At 59.0% G+C, this 17,590-nt stretch carries 18 protein-coding genes; 8 read left to right on the top strand and 10 right to left on the bottom strand.

The genetic code is table 11. The features are described 5' to 3' along the window. Positions 1–44: 44 nt before the first annotated feature. The 4 genes from hisD (M8014_RS18130) to M8014_RS18145 form a co-directional block, all read right to left on the bottom strand. Positions 45–1,355 (bottom strand): histidinol dehydrogenase, encoded by a 1,311-nt coding sequence (gene hisD / locus M8014_RS18130; RefSeq protein WP_271283778.1) that lies wholly within the window; start codon positions 1,353–1,355, stop codon positions 45–47. Continuing rightward, the gene (locus tag M8014_RS18135; protein WP_271283779.1) at positions 1,355–2,494 is read right to left on the bottom strand and encodes a nuclear transport factor 2 family protein; all 1,140 of its coding nucleotides are present in this window, start codon (positions 2,492–2,494) and stop codon (positions 1,355–1,357) included. The genes hisD (M8014_RS18130) and M8014_RS18135 overlap by 1 nt, the downstream gene beginning before the upstream one ends. A 132-nt stretch (positions 2,495–2,626) precedes the next feature. Next, positions 2,627–3,598, bottom strand: a complete 972-nt coding sequence (locus M8014_RS18140; protein ID WP_271283780.1) for a nuclear transport factor 2 family protein — start codon at positions 3,596–3,598, stop codon at positions 2,627–2,629. Beyond that, positions 3,595–4,665, bottom strand: a complete 1,071-nt coding sequence (locus M8014_RS18145; protein WP_271283781.1) for a LacI family DNA-binding transcriptional regulator — start codon at positions 4,663–4,665, stop codon at positions 3,595–3,597. Before M8014_RS18145 ends, M8014_RS18140 begins: the two co-directional genes overlap by 4 nt. A 348-nt stretch (positions 4,666–5,013) precedes the next feature. Between M8014_RS18145 and M8014_RS18150 the strand changes: the two genes are divergently transcribed. The 6 genes from M8014_RS18150 (at position 5,014) to M8014_RS18175 (ending at position 11,117) form a co-directional block, all read left to right on the top strand. Continuing rightward, positions 5,014–6,252 (top strand): MFS transporter, encoded by a 1,239-nt coding sequence (locus tag M8014_RS18150; protein ID WP_271283782.1) that lies wholly within the window; start codon positions 5,014–5,016, stop codon positions 6,250–6,252. A gap of 72 nt (positions 6,253–6,324) precedes the next feature. Next, on the top strand, positions 6,325–7,647 hold the full coding sequence (hisD, locus tag M8014_RS18155; protein WP_271283783.1) for a histidinol dehydrogenase: 1,323 nt from the start codon (positions 6,325–6,327) through the stop codon (positions 7,645–7,647). Between the two features lie 3 nt (positions 7,648–7,650). Beyond that, complete coding sequence (locus tag M8014_RS18160) at positions 7,651–8,415, top strand: SDR family NAD(P)-dependent oxidoreductase (RefSeq protein WP_271283784.1); 765 nt, start codon at positions 7,651–7,653, stop codon at positions 8,413–8,415. A gap of 5 nt (positions 8,416–8,420) precedes the next feature. Beyond that, positions 8,421–9,155: an alpha/beta fold hydrolase gene (locus M8014_RS18165; protein ID WP_271283785.1), complete on the top strand. Its 735-nt coding sequence runs from the start codon at positions 8,421–8,423 to the stop codon at positions 9,153–9,155. Further along, positions 9,142–9,930: an HpcH/HpaI aldolase family protein gene (locus M8014_RS18170; RefSeq protein ID WP_271283786.1), complete on the top strand. Its 789-nt coding sequence runs from the start codon at positions 9,142–9,144 to the stop codon at positions 9,928–9,930. The genes M8014_RS18165 and M8014_RS18170 overlap by 14 nt, the downstream gene beginning before the upstream one ends. 11 nt (positions 9,931–9,941) lie before the next feature. Then, positions 9,942–11,117, top strand: a complete 1,176-nt coding sequence (locus M8014_RS18175; protein WP_271283787.1) for a cupin domain-containing protein — start codon at positions 9,942–9,944, stop codon at positions 11,115–11,117. A gap of 43 nt (positions 11,118–11,160) precedes the next feature. Here M8014_RS18175 and M8014_RS18180 read toward each other — a convergent pair whose 3' ends face one another. Then, entirely contained in the window at positions 11,161–11,796 is a 636-nt protein-coding gene (locus M8014_RS18180; protein WP_271283788.1) for a carbonic anhydrase, read from the bottom strand. Positions 11,797–11,847: 51 nt separating this feature from the next. Then, the gene (locus tag M8014_RS18185; RefSeq protein WP_271283789.1) at positions 11,848–12,657 is read right to left on the bottom strand and encodes an MBL fold metallo-hydrolase; all 810 of its coding nucleotides are present in this window, start codon (positions 12,655–12,657) and stop codon (positions 11,848–11,850) included. 137 nt (positions 12,658–12,794) lie between these two features. Here M8014_RS18185 and M8014_RS18190 point away from each other — a divergent pair, with 137 nt between their 5' ends. Beyond that, positions 12,795–12,935 (top strand): hypothetical protein, encoded by a 141-nt coding sequence (locus M8014_RS18190; RefSeq protein WP_271283936.1) that lies wholly within the window; start codon positions 12,795–12,797, stop codon positions 12,933–12,935. Between the two features lie 775 nt (positions 12,936–13,710). Here the strand turns inward: M8014_RS18190 and M8014_RS18195 are convergent. From M8014_RS18195 to M8014_RS18210, 4 genes are all read right to left on the bottom strand, one after another. Beyond that, positions 13,711–14,193: a GlcG/HbpS family heme-binding protein gene (locus M8014_RS18195; protein WP_271283790.1), complete on the bottom strand. Its 483-nt coding sequence runs from the start codon at positions 14,191–14,193 to the stop codon at positions 13,711–13,713. A 77-nt stretch (positions 14,194–14,270) separates the two neighbouring features. Then, positions 14,271–14,894 (bottom strand): response regulator transcription factor, encoded by a 624-nt coding sequence (locus M8014_RS18200; RefSeq protein WP_271283791.1) that lies wholly within the window; start codon positions 14,892–14,894, stop codon positions 14,271–14,273. Beyond that, positions 14,887–16,212, bottom strand: a complete 1,326-nt coding sequence (locus M8014_RS18205; protein WP_271283792.1) for a sensor histidine kinase — start codon at positions 16,210–16,212, stop codon at positions 14,887–14,889. Before M8014_RS18205 ends, M8014_RS18200 begins: the two co-directional genes overlap by 8 nt. A gap of 150 nt (positions 16,213–16,362) precedes the next feature. After that, positions 16,363–16,530, bottom strand: a complete 168-nt coding sequence (locus M8014_RS18210) for a hypothetical protein (protein WP_271269786.1) — start codon at positions 16,528–16,530, stop codon at positions 16,363–16,365. Between the two features lie 241 nt (positions 16,531–16,771). Between M8014_RS18210 and M8014_RS18215 the strand changes: the two genes are divergently transcribed. Continuing rightward, positions 16,772–17,590 carry an ABC transporter substrate-binding protein gene (locus M8014_RS18215; protein WP_271283793.1) on the top strand — a complete coding sequence of 273 codons (819 nt, stop codon included), beginning with the start codon at positions 16,772–16,774 and terminating at the stop codon, positions 17,588–17,590.

The following is a 17,590-nucleotide window of genomic DNA, read 5'->3' on the forward strand; positions in this document are numbered from 1 at the left end:
AATCAATGCCGGAGGTCAGGCCAGCGCCCGACCTCCCGTCGCATCTAGTCCCGTAACCCGGAAGTAATGGCGTCAAGAGCCTCTGGACGCAGGCGGATCTCCGCGGCCCGACGGTGTCCCTGCATCCCTTCGGTGCGGCTCTGGCGGATCGCGGGCTCCGCAATTGCGGCAATCCCCTTATCGTCAATCCACTGGTGGGTACAAATTTTGACGTACGCCCCTACCCACAGTCCACCGGTATAGCGCGCTGCCGCCATGGTCGGCAGGGTGTGGTTGGTGCCGCAGCATTTATCCGAGAACACCACGCTGGCGTTCTGGCCGATAAACAGCGATCCGTAGTTACGGATTTTGGCTGCCGTGCTGTGTGGATCCCGGGTATGCACCTGCAGATGCTCGGTCGCCATATAATCTGCGAAGGCGATCAGCTGTTCTTCACTGTCGCAGACTACGATTTCCCCCTGCCGACGCCAGGCTTCCCCCGCCGTGGCGGCGGTCGGCAGCGTCGTCAGCTGGCGTTCGATCTCTGCCAGCGTCCCTTCGGCAAGCGCCCTGCTGCTGGTCGCCAGCCCTACGCGGGTATGAACATCATGTTCCGCCTGCGCCAGCAGATCGGCGGCAATAATACGCGCGTCGGCGCTGTCATCGGCAACGGTGAAGATTTCGCTCGGCCCGGCCAGGGCGTCGATTCCCACTTTGCCGAATACCTGACGCTTAGCCTCGTTCACGAAGGCATTGCCCGGCCCGACAATTTTATCCACCGCCGGCACGCTCTGTGTCCCCCAGGCCATCGCCGCAATCGCCTGCGCGCCGCCGATTTTAAAGATCCGGTGTGCACCTGCCAGATGGCAGACCGCAATCATCGCCGGATGCGCCGCCGGTGGCAGACAGGCAATGATCTGCTCGCAGCCCGCCACCGTCGCGGGCACGATCGACATCACCGGCGCGGAAAGAATGGGATAGCGACCGCCCGGCACGTAACAGCCCACCGTCTGGACCGGGATAATCCGATGCCCCAGATGCACGCCCGGCAGGGTTTCGACCTCCAGCGGCAGCATGGTGGCAAGCTGAGCCTCTGCAAAGCGGCGCACCTGCGCAATCGCAAACTCGCTGTCGCGACGCGTCTGCGGATCCATTTCCCGGAGCGCGGTGTCAATCTCCTCGGCGGTGACTTCAAACTGCGCCGGCACTACCTTATCAAACTGCTGCGAATAGTCTTTCAGGGCAGCGTCGCCCTCACGCTTCACCCGTTCAATAATGGCGCTGACGGTGTCGGTTAACGACTTATCGGCCTGCGCGTCCTGTCCCTGCGGACGTTTGAGCCAGCTCACCTGGTCAACAATCGATTGTGCTGTCATTACGCGTCCTCCATTTGACCAAGTTTGATTTGTGCCAGCAGCGCCAGGTGATCGTAAACCACCCACTCATCGACAATTTTGCCGTTGATGATGTGGTAATGGGACATGCCCATCACGAACAGGCGTTCGCCGGTCGGTTTACCCAGCTCACCGTAGCCCAGGTGATGGCCTTCAATAATCCAGCGAACCGCCACTTTGGTGCCGCCCTCTTCGCACGGGTTGGAGCAAATATGCTGCGGCAGCCAGGCGCCATCGGGGATCATGCCGATCAGCGCCAGAGTCTGGTGCGTCACTGCCGCCACGCCGTACAGCTCTTTCATCAGCGGGCCGTGCCACTGCACGTTTGGCGCATACACCTCTTTGATCTTGCCGAGCATCCGGCGGTTGTAAATTTCGTGCAGCCAGCGCAGGCACTGCTCTTCGGTGTCGGTATGGGCGATGGAGACGTCGCAGACCATTTCCGGCGGATACTGGCCCAGCATGCGCCCATTTTCGCCGATGTCGGTGACGCGAAAGCCCTTGTCGAACTGCTCTTTCGCCATGTTAAAGGCCACTTCGTCGGTGTTCAGCCCCAGCTGCTTCATCAGGGACATGTTGTCGCTGACCACCCACTCCCGGTAGATTTTGTTTTCGTGGATCATGCAGTCCGCCACGGTGCGGGTGACGAAGGTGCGGTTGGTCGGTTTGCCCAGATGGCTGAACTGGGTGTGACGCCCGCTGCCGGTCACCAGATGCGAGGTATAGAAACCGTCAACGTCGTTGCCGTTCCAGATAACCTGGGTCGCCATCCCCCGGCGCTCCGGGAAAGCAATCAGACGCTGCAGGGTATCCTGCACCACCTGCTCGCGGTTATACAGGGTGCCAAGCGCATTATATAAAATACAGTTGTGCGTATAGTGGGTGTAAATTAAGCCCACGTCGCGTTCATCCCATATTTTATGGGTGCAGCGAACGATATAGTCGACAATATCGGTATAGCAATCATCAAAGCCGCGTAATGATTGCGCGCGCGGACGCTTTTCCGGCACCAAATCAATAAAGTCCCGACGTTCAACCTGTAATACCGGTTCGTCACGGGTCGGTTTATTATTTTTTTCAGGTACGGCTGGAGCTTTATTTGTTGCTTCGGTTGAAGACATGCGATCTCCTGCTTCTATTTTCAGACAATACGATCCCGCACCCGGAATGGATGGAGAAGAGAACCGCAATTTGCATTGCGGCGGATTTAAAACACGTTACGGATAAGTAATATAGAGGAGGCGAACCTCCACTTAATTCACGATTTGCGACCAGATAGCTAATTCATCAATCCCAAGATATTCGCGAATAATTAAACCATCGCGTAATTCGAGCTGGCTAATACCGGTAATCGACACCGGTTTGCGGGTCGGCATGCCAAATTTGCCGTAGCCGTCGTGCCAGGTCAGCAGCGACCAGCGCAGCGAAATGCGCACCGGCTCGTTAGCATCCCGACGCACAATCAAGTGGTGAAGCTGCACTTCGCTGTCGGCGAAGGAGGCCCGGTAGCCCGACAGCAGGGCGGCGATTTCCTGCTCCCCGGTGCAGATGCAGTGCCCCGGCGCATACATCGTGGCGGCGGGATGATACAGGCCCGGCACGGTGCCGCTGTTGCCGCCTGCCCACATGGTCAGATAGCGCTCAATAACTCCGGCAATCGGCCCCTCGACGTCATCACCTTCAGGTCCCCCGGCCCAGCGGGCGTCCAGCGTCTCGGCAGTTTCACGTGGGATCCCAAGCTGTTCCTGCATGTTCGCCAGATTGCGCGCAAAGTCCTGCACGTTGAACCCCAGCTGCGCCACTATCGCCGCCCGGTCCTGCAGGAGCCACTCCTGACGCACCGCGCCGTCGGCGCAGATCCGGTCCGCCCAGGTGCGCACCCAGACGGTTTTGCCGGTCGGTGCACCGAAGAACCCTTCCCCCTGATGGCGGATGCAGGCGATCGTGCGCTGGGCGGCGTAGTATTCATCCCCCGGATTGTGGGTCGCCAGAATGTCCTCCGTCAGCACGGTGCGCTGGGGGAAGCTGTGCATCGCCTCGAGGGTTAAGCGCATAAACTGGGAGAGATCGTTCAGCTGTTTTTCTGGGGTGATAAATACCACCGGCGTGGCATAAAAGTCCGCGAGCTGGCCGATATCTTTCTGCTCCCAGACCACGTGGGTCAGGGTCAGAATAAACTGTTGAATGGAGTCGAACTGGGGGCTAAAGCCCGGCAATCTGCTCATTTGTCCTCCTGCGTCTGGAACACCACTTTCCCGTTTTCTTCGACGACGCCCGCGTGCGGACGGCGTGCAGAGTGCCGAACGACCAGCGTACCCGGCACGGTGATTTGTTCAGGCTCGATATTTCCACTCTCGATTTGCTTCATCAGTAGCGCCACCGTCTCCGTCACCATCGCTTCCACCGGCTGCGACGCGGAGGTTAGCGCATACGACGACCAGCCGGACGGGCCGATATCGTCGTAGCCAATCACCGAGACGTCTTCCGGGATGCGCAGGCCAAACTCGTAGCGGGCCACGTCCATCACTATCACCGCCATGTGGTCGTTGGCGACGAAAATGGCGTCCGGCGCTGGCGCAGCGGAAAAGAGCGCGTACGCAGCACGGGTGGTTTGCTGGGCATCGTAATTGCCATTCACCACCCGGACATCGTCGATGCCCTGCTCGTGCAGCGCGGTCAGATAACCTCGCTGGCGGGTGATATTCACCGACGAGTCCGCCACGCCGCCCACGTAGGCAAAGCGCTGGTGGCCTGCCGCCAGTAAAAATTCGGCAATCTGGCGGGCGGCCGCCTCGTTGTTGCTGTTGACGCTGGACGCCATTCCGCTCGCTTCGCTGCGGTTAAACAGCACCACCGGGATCCCGGCGGCCAGACACTCTTCTGACAAATCAAGCGACAGCGTAACCGAAGCCAGCACGATGCCGTCCACCCGGTACTGCATGATCTGGTCGAAAATTCGGTCCACGTTGCCCTCGCGGTCACCAACAAACAGCAGCAGGTGATAGTTGAGGGTATCCAGCTTTTGCGCCAGTGCCTCAAGCACGTGCGGATAAAACGGGTTATCAAAATAGGAGATCACCACCCCGATGATGCGCGAGCGGGCAGTGTTCAGCGAGCGGGCTATCGCATTCGGACGATAGCCCAGCTCGCGCGCCGCCTTAAGCACCTTCTCACGCGTGGCCGGCGATATACTGGCCCCCGGCGTAAAGGTGCGGGACACCGCTGATTGTGATACGCCTGCCAGCTGAGCCACCTGTTGAGAGGTCACCGCCGTAAAAGTCTTACGTTTCATTGCCGTTTGTTCCTTATCCCTTGCACTTCCCGATTCTGGCACACTTTCAAGAAGATAACGCGATCACCGCCTATCCCCCCGTTCTTGCTGCCTCAGGAAGCGGGTACTTTTTATACTTACACCATCTTTGCATGCGTATGCAACAGCCTAAATTATTTTTTTCACAATGGTGACAAACAACCTTTACAAAATTGAAACCTTTTCGTAACTTCAATTTTGAATACGTATGCAGAGCAGTTTCACACCGTCAATTGTACCGGGCAAAGTGGGCAGTCATCAAAAGGATTGAGCCGGTAAACGTTGTACTTGATTGGTTATAACCCATTGATTATTTAGAGGTTCACAACCATGTTTCGAGCACTGTTACGCCGACCGGAAGCCCGGCTGTTTTTCTTCATCAGCGTGTTATTTTTCATCTGCATTCACAGCATCGATGCGTTTCTGGCCCCGATGATGATCAATCAGGGGATGGAGCCGCAGATGATGGGCATCATTATGGGGGCCAGCGGCCTGGCCACGCTGCTGATTCGTTTTCCACTGGGGATCATCTCCGACGTGGTGAAGAGCCGGAAAATTTTTATCCAGGTCGCGCTGGTCCTGCCGATTATCGCCTGGCCGCTGGCCTGGCTGGAGCCGAACGCCCTTACCCTGTATCTGGCTAAAGCGGCAGACGGCGTCACCGCCGCCACCTGGGTGCTCTACAACATCCTGTTTATGCGCTATTTTGACCGCAAAGACGCCCCCGCTGCCGTAGCCTTTCTGGCGCTGGCGGGGCCGCTTGGGGTGTTTCTCGGCAACTGCATCGGCGGGTTGTTGATTCACTACTTTGCCAACAACATCGCCTTCTTCGTCTCCTGCGTCTCGGCGCTGGTGGCATTGCTCCTGACCACCCGGATCCGCGATGTCCACGACCCGGTAAAAGCCCCGTCGCTGAAAGCCTGTATCGCCGGGGCCCGCCTGCAGCTTGCGGACCGTTCGGTGTGGCTGATTGGCATTCTGGCGACCCTTGTCATCCTGGTGCCTTTTGCTACCCGCGATACGTTGACGCCCATCTACGCCGAGCAGCTTGGGGGGCGCGCCGGGATCCTGACTCTGCTGAGCAACATCCATCTGATCTTCTACGCGCTGGCGGTTGCCCTGTGCAGCAGCGTGTTTTACCAGCGCCTGGGCCTGATGAAGACGGCGGTGCTGGGGATTGTGCTGCAGGTGATCTCGACGTTTGGCATTCCGTTCACCAGCAACATGTACGTGATCTATGTTCTGCAGGCGCTGGCCGGCTTCTCCTTCGGGATGGCGTTCGCGGCATTTATGTCCCTGAGCGTGGTCAACACCACCTCCGATGAACAGTCCACCCGCATGGGGTTGTTCCAGACCATTTACTCCTGCGGCATGTTTGCCGGGCCGGTGATTATGGGGGTGATGATGCAGCACATTAACCTCTCTTCCGGATATCTGTTTATTGCCGCCCTCTCGATTGTTGCGGCGATGGCCACCCCGCTTTCCGTGCGCTGGGTTAATTCACGTAAAATGCCACCGACCGCAGAATTACCGCTGAATAGTTCCCTCGCGCCCGCCCGCGACCAATAAATTGCAGTAGCGATGCTTTATTCCGGTTCGCCGGGAGGCTCTTCGTCATTTTAAATATCAAAGGAAACGATTGTGGCTTATATATTGAAAACCAGTAAACCGGTTCAGGAACGTCAGGATGCACAGCGTCAGATAAGGGAAACGGTAGAACTTATTCTTGCGGATATTGAAAAGCGTGGGAATAAAGCCATTCGCGAATTATCCATTAAATTCGACCGCTACGATCGCCAGGATTATCGCCTGACGGACGCGGAGATTAATGACTGTATTAAACGACTCAGCCGTCAGGATATTCGCGATATCGAATTCGCCCAGGAGCAGGTATTTAATTTTGCCCGCGCCCAGAGGGAATGCCTGCGCGATCTGGAAATTGAAACCCGCCCCGGGGTGATCCTCGGACATAAAAACATTCCGATTAATGCGGTGGGATGCTACGTCCCCGGCGGCAAATATCCACTGCTGGCCTCGGCCCATATGTCGATCATTACCGCCAACGTTGCGGGCTGTTCGCGCATCGTGAGCTGCGCCCCGCCGTTCGGCGGTGAACCGGCTCCGGCCATCGTGGCGGCGCAAAAAATGGCCGGTGCCACTGAGATTTATGCCCTGGGCGGCATTCAGGCTATCGGCGCGATGGCGCTCGGCACCGATTCGCTGGCCCCGGTGGATATGCTGGTCGGGCCGGGCAATGCCTATGTCGCCGAAGCCAAGCGCCAGCTGTTTGGCCGGGTCGGCATCGACCTGTTTGCCGGTCCAACCGAGACGCTGGTGATTGCCGATGAAACGGTCGACGCCGAAATGTGCGCCACCGATCTGCTGGGTCAGGCCGAGCACGGGGTGACCACCCCCGCGATTCTGCTGACCAACTCGATGATGCTTGCCAAAGAGACGCTGCGGGAGATCGACCGCCTGCTGGAAAAACTGCCTACCGCCGACATTGCGCGTCAGGCCTGGCGCGACTATGGCGAAATCATCGTCTGCGACAGCTACGACGAAATGCTCGCCGAAGCCGACCGCATCGCCTCCGAGCACGTGCAGGTGATGACCGACCGCGACGACTGGTTCCTCGCGAATCTGACCAACTTTGGCGCACTGTTCCTCGGCCCGCGCACCAACGTCGCCTACGGCGATAAGGTCATTGGTACCAACCACACCCTGCCGACGCAAAAAGCGGCGCGCTACACCGGCGGCCTGTGGGTCGGCAAGTTCATGAAAACCTGTACCTGGCAGAAGGTGCTCAGCGATGAAGCCACTGCCGAGATCGGCAGCTACTGCTCGCGTCTGTCGCTGCTGGAAGGCTTTGCCGGGCATGCCGAGCAGGCCAACATTCGCGTGCGCCGCTACGGCCAGGTGGATGTGCCGTACGCCACCCCCGCCCCGGTCAGAGAAAAGGTGTAAGGCATGACGTTTCCTGAGATGCCATCTTTTGACCTGCACGGGAAACGCGCGCTGGTAACGGGCGGCTCCAAAGGACTGGGGTTCGCCTGCGCCGTCGCCCTGGCGCAGGCCGGGGCCGAGGTGTGGATTGCCGCCCGGGATCGCCCGGCGCTGGAGGCGGCCGCGACGCTCGCCGCCGAACGGGGGCTGACGCTGCATCCGGTGTCGCTGGATATCACCGACGTCGCGCAGGTCGAGCGGGTGCTTTCGCCCCTGCCCGCGTTCGACATCCTGGTGAACAGCGCCGGGCTGGCGCGTCACGAGCCGTTTCTGAAGGTGAGTGAAGCGAACTTCGATGCGGTGATGGCCATCAACCTGCGGGCCACCTTTTTTATCAGCCAGCAGGTGGCGGCGCGGATGCGCGACCAGCAGATTGCCGGGTCGATTATCCATATCTCGTCGCAAATGGGCCACGTTGGCGGTCCGAGCCGCAGCGTCTACTGCGCCTCCAAATTTGCGCTGGAGGGATTAACCAAATCGATGGCGCTGGAGCTGGGGGATGCCGGGATCCGGGTCAACACCCTGTGTCCGACCTTTATAGAGACCGCACTTTCGCAGCGCGCGCTGGGCGAACCCGCCTTTCGTCGCTACGTGCTGGACAACATCAAGCTCGGGCGGCTGGGCACAGTCGAAGACGTGATGGGGCCGGTAGTGTTCCTGGCCTCCGATGCCGCAGGGATGATCACCGGCAGTGCGTTGATGGTCGATGGCGGCTGGACCGCAACCTGAGGGCTATGATGACAACGCTTAACAATACCCACATGCCGTTGGTGCTGATTGGCGGCACGCTGTGTAACCGCAGGCTCTGGCAGCCTATCGTCGACCAGCTCGCGCTGTCTGCCGCGATTTGCGTTGAGCTGACCGGGGCCACCACGGCGGAGCAGGTCTCCCAACGGCTGCTGAGTGAGTTGCCGCCGCGATTCCTGCTGGCAGGATTTTCGCTGGGGGCGATTGTGGCTCTGCAGATGATCGCCGACGCCCCTGAACGGATTGCCGGGCTGGCGCTGCTGTCGGTCAATCCGCTGGCAGACCGGCCGGAAAATGCCACCCCACGCCGCGAAGCCGTTCGTGCGGCGCGGGAACAGGGGCTGGCGAACTGGCTGTCTGCCAGCCTGTGGCCAAAGTACGTGGCCCCGTCACGCCTCCATGACCGGGAACTGCACGCGGTTATCTGCCAGATGGCAGAGGAGTGCGGACCTGACGTGCTGGCGACCCAGACCGAAATCGCGATTTCCCGGGGCGATAATCGCGAGGCGCTGGCCGCCGCGACCTGCCCCATCATCATTATTAACGGCCTGCACGATCCCATCTGCACGCCCCACCACCACCGGCTGGCCGCCGAAAGCGCCCCGCAGGCGACAAGCGTTACCCTCACGCAGGCCGGGCACTTTATCGTGCTCGAAGCGCCGGATGAGGTCGCTATCCCGCTGCGCCAGTGGATTCAGGAGTGTTTACATGCGACAGAATAAACTCAAGGCGCTGCGCGAGAACGCCGCCATCATTAATGGCTGGCTGGCGATCCCGTCCAGCTACAGTGCCGAAATCATGGGCCATCAGGGGTACGATGCCATCACCGTCGATCTCCAGCACGGGATGATTGATTTTGCCAGCGCGCTGACCATGCTGCAGGCGCTCTCCGCCACTTCGGCGGTGCCGCTGGTGCGGGTCTCCGATAACGACCCGGCGCAAATCATGCGCATGCTCGATGCCGGCGCTTACGGCATTATCTGCCCGATGATCTCCACCCCGGAAGAAGCCCGCCGTTTTGTCGCCGCCTGCCGCTATCCCCCGCTGGGCAATCGCTCCTTTGGCCCGGCGCGCGGTCTGCTGTACGGCGGTGCCGATTACCCCCAGCACGCCAACAGCGAAATTCTGACGCTGGCGATGATCGAAACCCGCGAAGGGCTGGCGAACCTCGACGCGATTCTGGCGACGGAGGGGTTAGACGGAGTGTTTATCGGCCCGAACGATTTGTCCCTGACCCTCACCGGCAGCGCCAGCGCCGAATCCCGTCATCCGGAGATGCTGGCCGCCGTTGAGCGGGTAGTCAGCCGCTGTCGCCAGACGCAAAAAATCGCCGGGATCTTTTGTACCTCCGGCGACGCGGCCGCCCGGCGCATCAGCGAAGGTTTTCAGTTTGTTACCCCCGCGAACGATGTCATGCAGCTTGGCCGCGCCTCGCGCGAGGCCATCGCGCAGGCACGCGGTAACGCCATTCCTACTACCGGCGCATCAGGCTATTAACAGGAGAGAACATGAAAGCACGTCACATTACCCCGGAACTGGCGAAAAGCCGCCTGGTGGCACCTGAAGATATGGTGTCCTGTAATCTTGCCTTTATCGACTGCAAGCTTCCGGGCTCGCACCTGAAACAGAACTACTCGTTTGTCGGCCCGGGCGTGACCCAGTCGTCCGCTCAGGTGGTGAACATTCCAGAACCGCACGGCTTTAACATTGGTGCCGCGGCAATGCCCAAAGGGGTCACCAATAATTTGCACCTGCACTTCACGGCAGAAGTGTTTTTGATCCACGAAGGGACATGGCGTTTTCGCTGGGGGGCGAACGGCGAAAATGAAGCCGAACTCAGCGCCCCGGCCATTCTGTCTATTCCAACGTGGATTTTCCGCGGCTTCACCAACGTCAGCCAGGAAGAGACCTGCGGAATGGTCTACACGGTGCTGGGCGGTAATCATACCGGGGGGATTATCTGGCACCCGTCGATTCTGAATGCCGCCAGCGAGTATGGCCTGTATCTGAGCAAAGAGAATATGCTGATCGACGTTAATGCGGGCGATACGCTGCCGGAACCGGCAGGGTTGCTCACGCCGCTGCCGCCGGAAGAGATCGCCGCCCTGCGCCACTACTCCGTAGAGGAGATGCGCCAACGGGCGGTGACCGGGGAGGATCGCCGCTGGTCTGCGGCAGGTCTGCTGGACTCGGTCCTGCCGGGTCACGGCGGTGAGATTGCGCCGGTGATTGGCTTTGGTATCAGCCAGGACAAACACGCGGCCCCGGCTATCGTTAACCCGCACGGCTTCTCGGTGGAATGGCTGCGCCTCGCTGATGAGCATGTGGTCGGGCGGCATCTGTGTCCGGACGTGCAGGTCATCATGGTGTTTAAAGGCACGCTGGAAGTGACGTGGAATCTGGAGGGTGAAGAGGTGAGTATCGTTGCGCCTGAACGTTCGGTGATTTCGGTTCCGGCAAACAGCTGGCGGCGTTACCGCGCGCTGGAGGGTGACATGGAGTGCATCCTGACTACCGAGGGCGATCAGCGTAAGCGCGTCTACTGGGATGAGACAATCCTGAAACAAGCCCGGGCGGCAAACCGCTGTCTCGATCCGGATGGCTATGTCACGGCAGTCGATCTGCTGCCGGAAACCGCTAAGCGCGCCGGTCTTCGACTCGAAGCGCTGCCTTCCGCCTTCTGATGCGTTGGTTCAGGGTGGGACATCCCGCCCTGAACAGCGTCATTTACTCGAAGTAAACGCCCGGATTGTCGGACAGGGAGACAAAGGTTTTGCTGTTTTTATCCAGCGCACGAATGTCGCCGCTTTCGATATCGTAAACCCAGCCGTGCAGGCGGATGGTGTCGTTACGCAGACCCACGGCAACCGACGGGTGCGTTTTGATGTTGCTCAGCTGCGCGAAGACGTTTTCCTGCACCATCGCGTTCACTTTGTCAGTCGGGTTGTCCCAGGTTTTATTCTCCACCACCGCTTTCGCCGCGTCGGAATAGCGCAGCCAGTGGGAAACTGCCGGCATTGGATCCAGGTTCGCGTTGTCAGCAATGGCCTTCATTGCGCCACAGTTAGAGTGGCCGCAGATCACGATATCGGTCACGCCCAGTACCACAACGGCGTATTCAATGGTGGCCGACACGCCGCCCGGTTCGGGCCCGAATGGCGGCACGATGTTGCCAGCATTACGAATGACAAAGAGCTGTCCGGGATCCTGCTGGGTGACGAGTTCCGGAACCAGTCGGCTGTCAGAACAGGAGATGAAAAGCGCTTTGGGATTCTGACTGGAGGCCAGACTGCGGAAAAGTTCTTTACGTTGTGGAAAAACTTCTTTTTGAAAGCTGAGAAAACCTTCAATGATATGTTGCATGGCAATGTCTCATTTTTCTGTAATGGTTTAGACATGATCGAGATCATGTTTTTAGAGTTTAGCGACCGGGCCGGGGTTCAGACAAGCAATATATTTCTGGCCCGACCGCATGACGATCTCCCGGGCGTCGGCAGGAATGTTCTGCCCTTCAAAGGCACCATACAGTCTGGAAAAGCGCACACCGTCCAGACGCGCGGTGATATCGCTCACCGTTGCGGCGGGTAGCGGCAGCATATTTGGGTAGCTCCACATAAAGGACACCGCGTCTTTTCCCGGGGTCACCTGCAGAATATCCCCCGCCAGCAGCACGCCCCGATCGCGGTTCCAGTGCAGCACCGTGCCACCGGCAAAATGCCCGCCGAGCCTTAACAGGGTTACCGTTGGGGCAATTTCGAGCGCGTCGCCCTCCCAGAACCGCAGCGCCGGGCTGTCCCGCATCACCCACTCCCTGTCGCTGGCATGCAGATAAACCGGGGCGTTAAAGGCCGCCGCCCAGTCCTGCATCGTGGTGTAGTAATGCGGATGAGAAAGCGCGATGGCGCTGATCCCGCCCAGCGCCATCACCAGCGCGTGGGTAGCGCTGTCGAGATTGGCGATGCAGTCCCACAGCACGTTGCCCTGCGGGGTACGCAGCAGAATGGCGCGCTGGTTTATCGCAAAGCCGGGCACGGTTTTGATACCGAACAGATCCGGTTCGAGCTGCTGCCATTTGTTGGTATGCGTTGCGGTCAGGGTGTCAAATGCGACCCACGCCTGGCCTGTCGAGGGCACATACTGGCGTTCATCTTCACAAATGGGGCACCGTTTGGGTTCGGTGGGCCCGTCATAGGACGTGCCGCAGGTCTGGCATAGCGTAATCATTGCCGCTCCTTTGCAGGGTTAATGCCTGAGTATGGCAAGGATTATCCTTATGTGCGCTCTGCGCGGCGGGGTGCCTCATGCGTCGGTTTTGCCCTATAATACGACCTGGAACAAAAACTGAATAAAGCGGGTGCATGATGGAAATTGATCTCGAGAATCTGGTGTTTAACGGACTGGAAGAAGCTGAAGAGCGCAACGCGGAGCGTCTGGATGATGCGGATAAAAAAGCGCAGGCGATAGTGGCGGACGATGACTGCGGCGACGCCTGCAAGATCTAACAAATAGCCCCGGATACGCCGGTGATGCTGGTCAGTTAAGCATTGAGGATTGTTCCGTTCACTTTATGTTAAGCAGATTATAGTAGCTTCACAGCACGTGAACGTGACAAGGGGGTCACCGCACCCCCTTGTCAATCCCCGCGGCCCCGCCACGAAATCGGTGCTTCGCACTACGCTCACCTCACGACCTCCTGCCTGCGGTCGGCTCAACTCGACATCCTGTCTCGCTTCGCCTCTGTCCGCCATCCCTGGCGTCCAGCCCTTGTCATCCGGTCTCCGGTTCGCCGATTTCAGCGGGGACTCAACACCCGTGCCCCATTCAGACCGCTGAGAAGGTGGAGGGAGCGAAAGTCCGGCTGAAAATCGCTGAGGCGTTGACCGCAGGCCGGGGCGAGGCGCAGGGATGCGCCGAGAGGGCGTGACCTACATGGATGTAGGATCACGCCCGACCCGAATCCGAAGGGAATAAGCCGAAGACAAAATTGCCGGGAGCAATTTTGAACAGCGCTTGCGCTGGCCCCGAAGGGGTGAGCCCCATGGATGGGGCGAGTAATCCGCGCAGCGGCGATTTTCTGTGCCGGGAGCCGGGATTGTAAAGGGGGTGGCGGCCCCCTTTACACGTTCACCGCAGAGCATCAGACAGGAAGCAGAGGATTAAGAGTGAACGGAACGGTTCCACGCTTTCTTCAAAGGGTTTTGTAATAAGTAAAATAACGAATAAAAAAGCGTAATTTTGCTTAACTGACCAGCATTACGGATACGCCGGGGCTTTTTATTACGACTTTTTCAGGCTGTCTATCGCCTGCTGGGCACAGGCTTCATCAAGATGTCCGCCCGGCGCACCGCCAATACCGATCGCGCCAATCACGTCATCCCCTTCTTTAACCGGCAGACCACCGGCCAGCAGCAGCAGACCCGGAATATCACGCAGGTTTTGTGCGCCCGCATTGCTTTGCGCCGATTCCATCACTTTACCCGACGCATTTTTGGTGCTCAGCGCGGTAAAGGCTTTCATCTCGCTGGCTTTCAGGGTGTGCGGACCGGCGTTATCCGTGCGCTGTACCGCTTTAACTACCCCGGCGCGATCCACCACCGTGACGCTCACCTGGTAGTTTTTCGCCAGGCAAGCCTGAACGGCAGCGCTGGCCAGGGCGTTCGCCTGGGTCAGTGACAGACTGTTTTGCGCCACAGACTGTGCGTGCGCCGATACGCCGACCATCCCTGCAACCCCGATTACTGCCATCATTACCTTTTTCATCGCACATCCTCTTATCAGTGGGAACACCTGAAGCATATCGGGGAGGTGGCGCGAATGTTATTCGGTCGATTACGCAGCTAGCCTGGTAGTTCTACGGATTGCAATTTGTCATATTCCCGGATGGCCTGTACCAGGCTCGAGACGCCCAGCTTGAGAAACACCGCCGCCCGGTGCGCTTCTACCGTGCGCGGAGAAAGATTCAGCCGCGCGGCGACCTCTTTATTACTGCGCCCGTCCATCAGGGCATGCAGCACTTCGTCCTCGCGGGCGGTGAGCTGGGCAAACAGCGCCCGCACGCGGGTGGTCTCCTGCCACGCGCCCACGCGCTGCTGGCTCTCTGCCAGCGCCGCGGTGATGGATTCGATCAGCTTGTCGGCATCCAGCGGCTTGGTGAAAAACTCATACACCCCGTTGTGAAAGGCGCGACGGCAGGCGTCGATGGTGCCATGCCCGGTCATCAGGATCACCGGCAGCAGCGGCCACGGCCATGCCCCCTCTTCCAGCCAGGCCAACCCGCCTTTCCCCGGCATGCGCATATCCAGCAGCAGGCAGCCGGTGAGCCCGGTATTGCTGCTGTGCGCCGCCGTAAACGCGGCAATGCTGTCGAAGGTGGCGATCTCCCAGTTCATCCCCGACAACAGGAACACCAGCGACTCCCGAACCGACGCATCATCGTCGATAAGGTAAATAACGTTATTCATACGTGCGACTCCCCTGGCGAACAAACTGCAGCGTAATCTGTGCCCCACCTTCGGGCGCGTTATTCAGCAAAATAGTGCCATTCATACGGGTCAATAACGACTCCGTTAAGGTCATACCCAGCCCAATACCCTCTTTGCGCCCGCTATAAAACGGCATAAAAGCATTTTCTAACGCCTCGGGGGTAAAGCCCGGCCCGCCGTCGGTCAGGGTCAGCGTGATACGCCCCTCTTCTGCGCGGCTGGTGATGTGCACCCAGCCTGCGGGTCTGTCCTGCTGAGCCTGAATGGCATTGCTGAGAAGATTGTGCAGCACCTGCTCCAGCCACAGCCGGTCTGCCTGGATCGTTTTCGCGTCCGGGGCGAAGTCATGGGTAACACGGATGTGCTTCGCGGTGCGTTCATGCTCCAGCAAATTGCCAACATGTTGCCAGCATTCGGCCAGATCGACCTCGCGCAGGGTCACCTCTTCCTGGGCGACATGCTCGCGAAAGCGCGTCAACAGGGCGTTAATCCGCTGGGTCTGAATCAGGGCAGCGCCCAGCGCCTGCGCGACCACCTCGGGATTGCCCTGCCCCAGCTGGCGCTGCGCGCCCTGAATCCAGGTCTGCACCGCCGTCAGCGGCTGATTGATCTCATGCACGATACCGGCGGTGATCTCGCCCAGGGTGTTGAGTCGGGCATGTTGATAATACCGGGCGCGGTGGTCGGCATGTTGCCGCTGCGTTCGCTGCCAGACGATGGCGCCAGCCGCCGCAGTGACTATCGCCCAGCCGAGAAACAGCAGCACGAAAGGCAGCAGCGGGATCTGCCCCCAGGCGGGTTGGGCACTGGCTGCAAGCGTAAACGGCTGGGTATGCTGCGAAAACTGCCGCTGCCAGTGCCAGAAGGCTTCCGACTGAACCGGCGGTGTGCCGTCGAGGTGCAGGCTGATATGGGTAAAGCGTGGGTTGCCGTGAAGCACCGTTTGTGGGTCAATCAGCACCCGGATCTGCCGCCAGGGGTTATACAGCCAGTACTGCTCACCTTCGGCAGGCTCCACCCGCGCGGCGTCGAGCGCACGACCAGTGGTCTTTTGCAGGGTGACGATTTGCGGGAATTTTTTGCGTAGCGCGGCCAGATCTTCATCGCCATTGAGCAGGGGGAGGATCGATTCATTTTGCGTGAGCATCGCCCCCACCTCCGCGAAGGCGGTGGCAAACTGCTGATCCAGCACCCAGAACTGGCGGCGGATCTGTTCGGCATACAGCAACGCGCTGCTGAGCAGGAAGAGCAGTAACCCGAGGAGGATCCCGCGTTGTATAAAATGTTTGTTGTTCATCCGCTTAACTGGCGTCAGTGAGGTCGTCAGAAACCTTAGCAGGTTGCGGAGCCAGGGACAAAACGAAGGCGTGATTTTGGATGTTAACATCCAGTTTAGTGGTTAAGCACGCACACCTCGTTCCAGTAGGTTTCCCGCACCAGGCGGTGTTCAGCGTTGCGTTTGGTCATAAAACCACTCCGGATCGATAGTGGCAATGTCCACGCCGTACAGGCTGGCAGCAGGCAAGATCGACTCCAGAACACGTTGCGCACTGTTCTCCGCACCCTCGGTTCGACCCGCAAATAACCGTCGTAACGTACTCAGTAATTTTCCCATTGCCTGTTTCCTCTGTGTTCAGCCTGAGTTCAGTAAACCTGCAATGTGGCACAAAGGGAAATGCGAATACCGGCAGAGAATGTGCGCAAACTGCAAAAGCCCGCCAGCCGTTTACTTACGTGTAACACACTGTTCACTAATCACTTTTTTCATATAGCAAAGACATTTTTCTTATTTGGTCGGACGTAACGGGTATGGGAGCGTAACAGGACAAAACCAAAACAGAGAGGCAGGGATATTTATGGCAATACACACAAAACTGGCGCTGGCACTCGGTCTGCTGACCGCAGGCGGCCTGATTTCAACCCAGGCGCAGGCGGATCAGCTGGCGGATATTAAAGCCGCCGGAGTGGTCAAAGTAGCCACCTTCGATGCCAACCCGCCGTTCGGATCGGTGGATGCTAAAAGCCACGACATTGTCGGTTACGACGTTGATTTCGCCAACGCACTGGCAAAAGCGTTGGGGGTAAAGCTCGAGTTAGTCGCCACTAACCCAGCAAACCGTATTCCGCTGCTGCAGTCCGGTAAAGCGGACCTGATCGTGGCGGACATCACCATCACCCCGGAGCGCGCGCAGGTAATCGATTTTTCCACTCCTTACTTTGTGACCGGCCAGCAGTTCCTGGTTCCGGCCAGCGGCGCGGATAAGCTGGATGCCTACAGCAAGGCGCGCATTGGCGCCGTTAAAGGCACTACCGGTGAACAGGCCCTGCATCAGCGCTTCCCGCAGTCCCGGGTGCTGTCTTATGACGATATTCCGCTGGCGCTGACCGCGTTGCGCAACGGTAACGTGCAGGCGATCACTCAGGACAGCACCATTCTGGCGGGTCTGCTGGCCCAGGCGCCGGATAAGGCCAGCTTCAAAATTCTGCCCGACCTGCTGAGTAAAGAGGAGATCGGCGTCGGGGTGAAAAAAGGCGAAACCGCGCTGCTGAAGGTGGTCAACGATGAGCTGGTGAAACTGGAAGGCAGCGGCGACGCGGCGAAGATTTACGACGTCTGGTTTGGCCCGCAGACCGCCTCCCCGCAACCGCGTGCCTTTAAAATAGAAGCCCAGTGA

The sequence above is a fragment of the Silvania hatchlandensis genome (assembly GCF_025564065.1).
GTDB lineage: Bacteria > Pseudomonadota > Gammaproteobacteria > Enterobacterales > Enterobacteriaceae > Enterobacter > Enterobacter hatchlandensis.

Bases quoted from the DNA above. Each gene is read 5' to 3' on its own strand.
- M8014_RS18195 (WP_271283790.1), bottom strand. From the start codon at position 14,193: ATGAAAAAGGTAATGATGGCAGTAATCGGGGTTGCAGGGATGGTCGGC.
- M8014_RS18165 (WP_271283785.1), top strand. From the start codon at position 8,421: ATGATGACAACGCTTAACAATACCCACATGCCGTTGGTGCTGATTGGC.
- M8014_RS18140 (WP_271283780.1), bottom strand. From the start codon at position 3,598: ATGAGCAGATTGCCGGGCTTTAGCCCCCAGTTCGACTCCATTCAACAG.
- M8014_RS18180 (WP_271283788.1), bottom strand. From the start codon at position 11,796: ATGCAACATATCATTGAAGGTTTTCTCAGCTTTCAAAAAGAAGTTTTT.
- M8014_RS18210 (WP_271269786.1), bottom strand. From the start codon at position 16,530: ATGGGAAAATTACTGAGTACGTTACGACGGTTATTTGCGGGTCGAACC.
- M8014_RS18175 (WP_271283787.1), top strand. From the start codon at position 9,942: ATGAAAGCACGTCACATTACCCCGGAACTGGCGAAAAGCCGCCTGGTG.
- M8014_RS18150 (WP_271283782.1), top strand. From the start codon at position 5,014: ATGTTTCGAGCACTGTTACGCCGACCGGAAGCCCGGCTGTTTTTCTTC.
- M8014_RS18160 (WP_271283784.1), top strand. From the start codon at position 7,651: ATGACGTTTCCTGAGATGCCATCTTTTGACCTGCACGGGAAACGCGCG.
- M8014_RS18185 (WP_271283789.1), bottom strand. From the start codon at position 12,657: ATGATTACGCTATGCCAGACCTGCGGCACGTCCTATGACGGGCCCACC.
- M8014_RS18205 (WP_271283792.1), bottom strand. From the start codon at position 16,212: ATGAACAACAAACATTTTATACAACGCGGGATCCTCCTCGGGTTACTG.
- M8014_RS18190 (WP_271283936.1), top strand. From the start codon at position 12,795: ATGGAAATTGATCTCGAGAATCTGGTGTTTAACGGACTGGAAGAAGCT.
- M8014_RS18145 (WP_271283781.1), bottom strand. From the start codon at position 4,665: ATGAAACGTAAGACTTTTACGGCGGTGACCTCTCAACAGGTGGCTCAG.
- M8014_RS18200 (WP_271283791.1), bottom strand. From the start codon at position 14,894: ATGAATAACGTTATTTACCTTATCGACGATGATGCGTCGGTTCGGGAG.
- hisD (WP_271283778.1), bottom strand. From the start codon at position 1,355: ATGACAGCACAATCGATTGTTGACCAGGTGAGCTGGCTCAAACGTCCG.
- M8014_RS18215 (WP_271283793.1), top strand. From the start codon at position 16,772: ATGGCAATACACACAAAACTGGCGCTGGCACTCGGTCTGCTGACCGCA.
- M8014_RS18135 (WP_271283779.1), bottom strand. From the start codon at position 2,494: ATGTCTTCAACCGAAGCAACAAATAAAGCTCCAGCCGTACCTGAAAAA.
- M8014_RS18170 (WP_271283786.1), top strand. From the start codon at position 9,142: ATGCGACAGAATAAACTCAAGGCGCTGCGCGAGAACGCCGCCATCATT.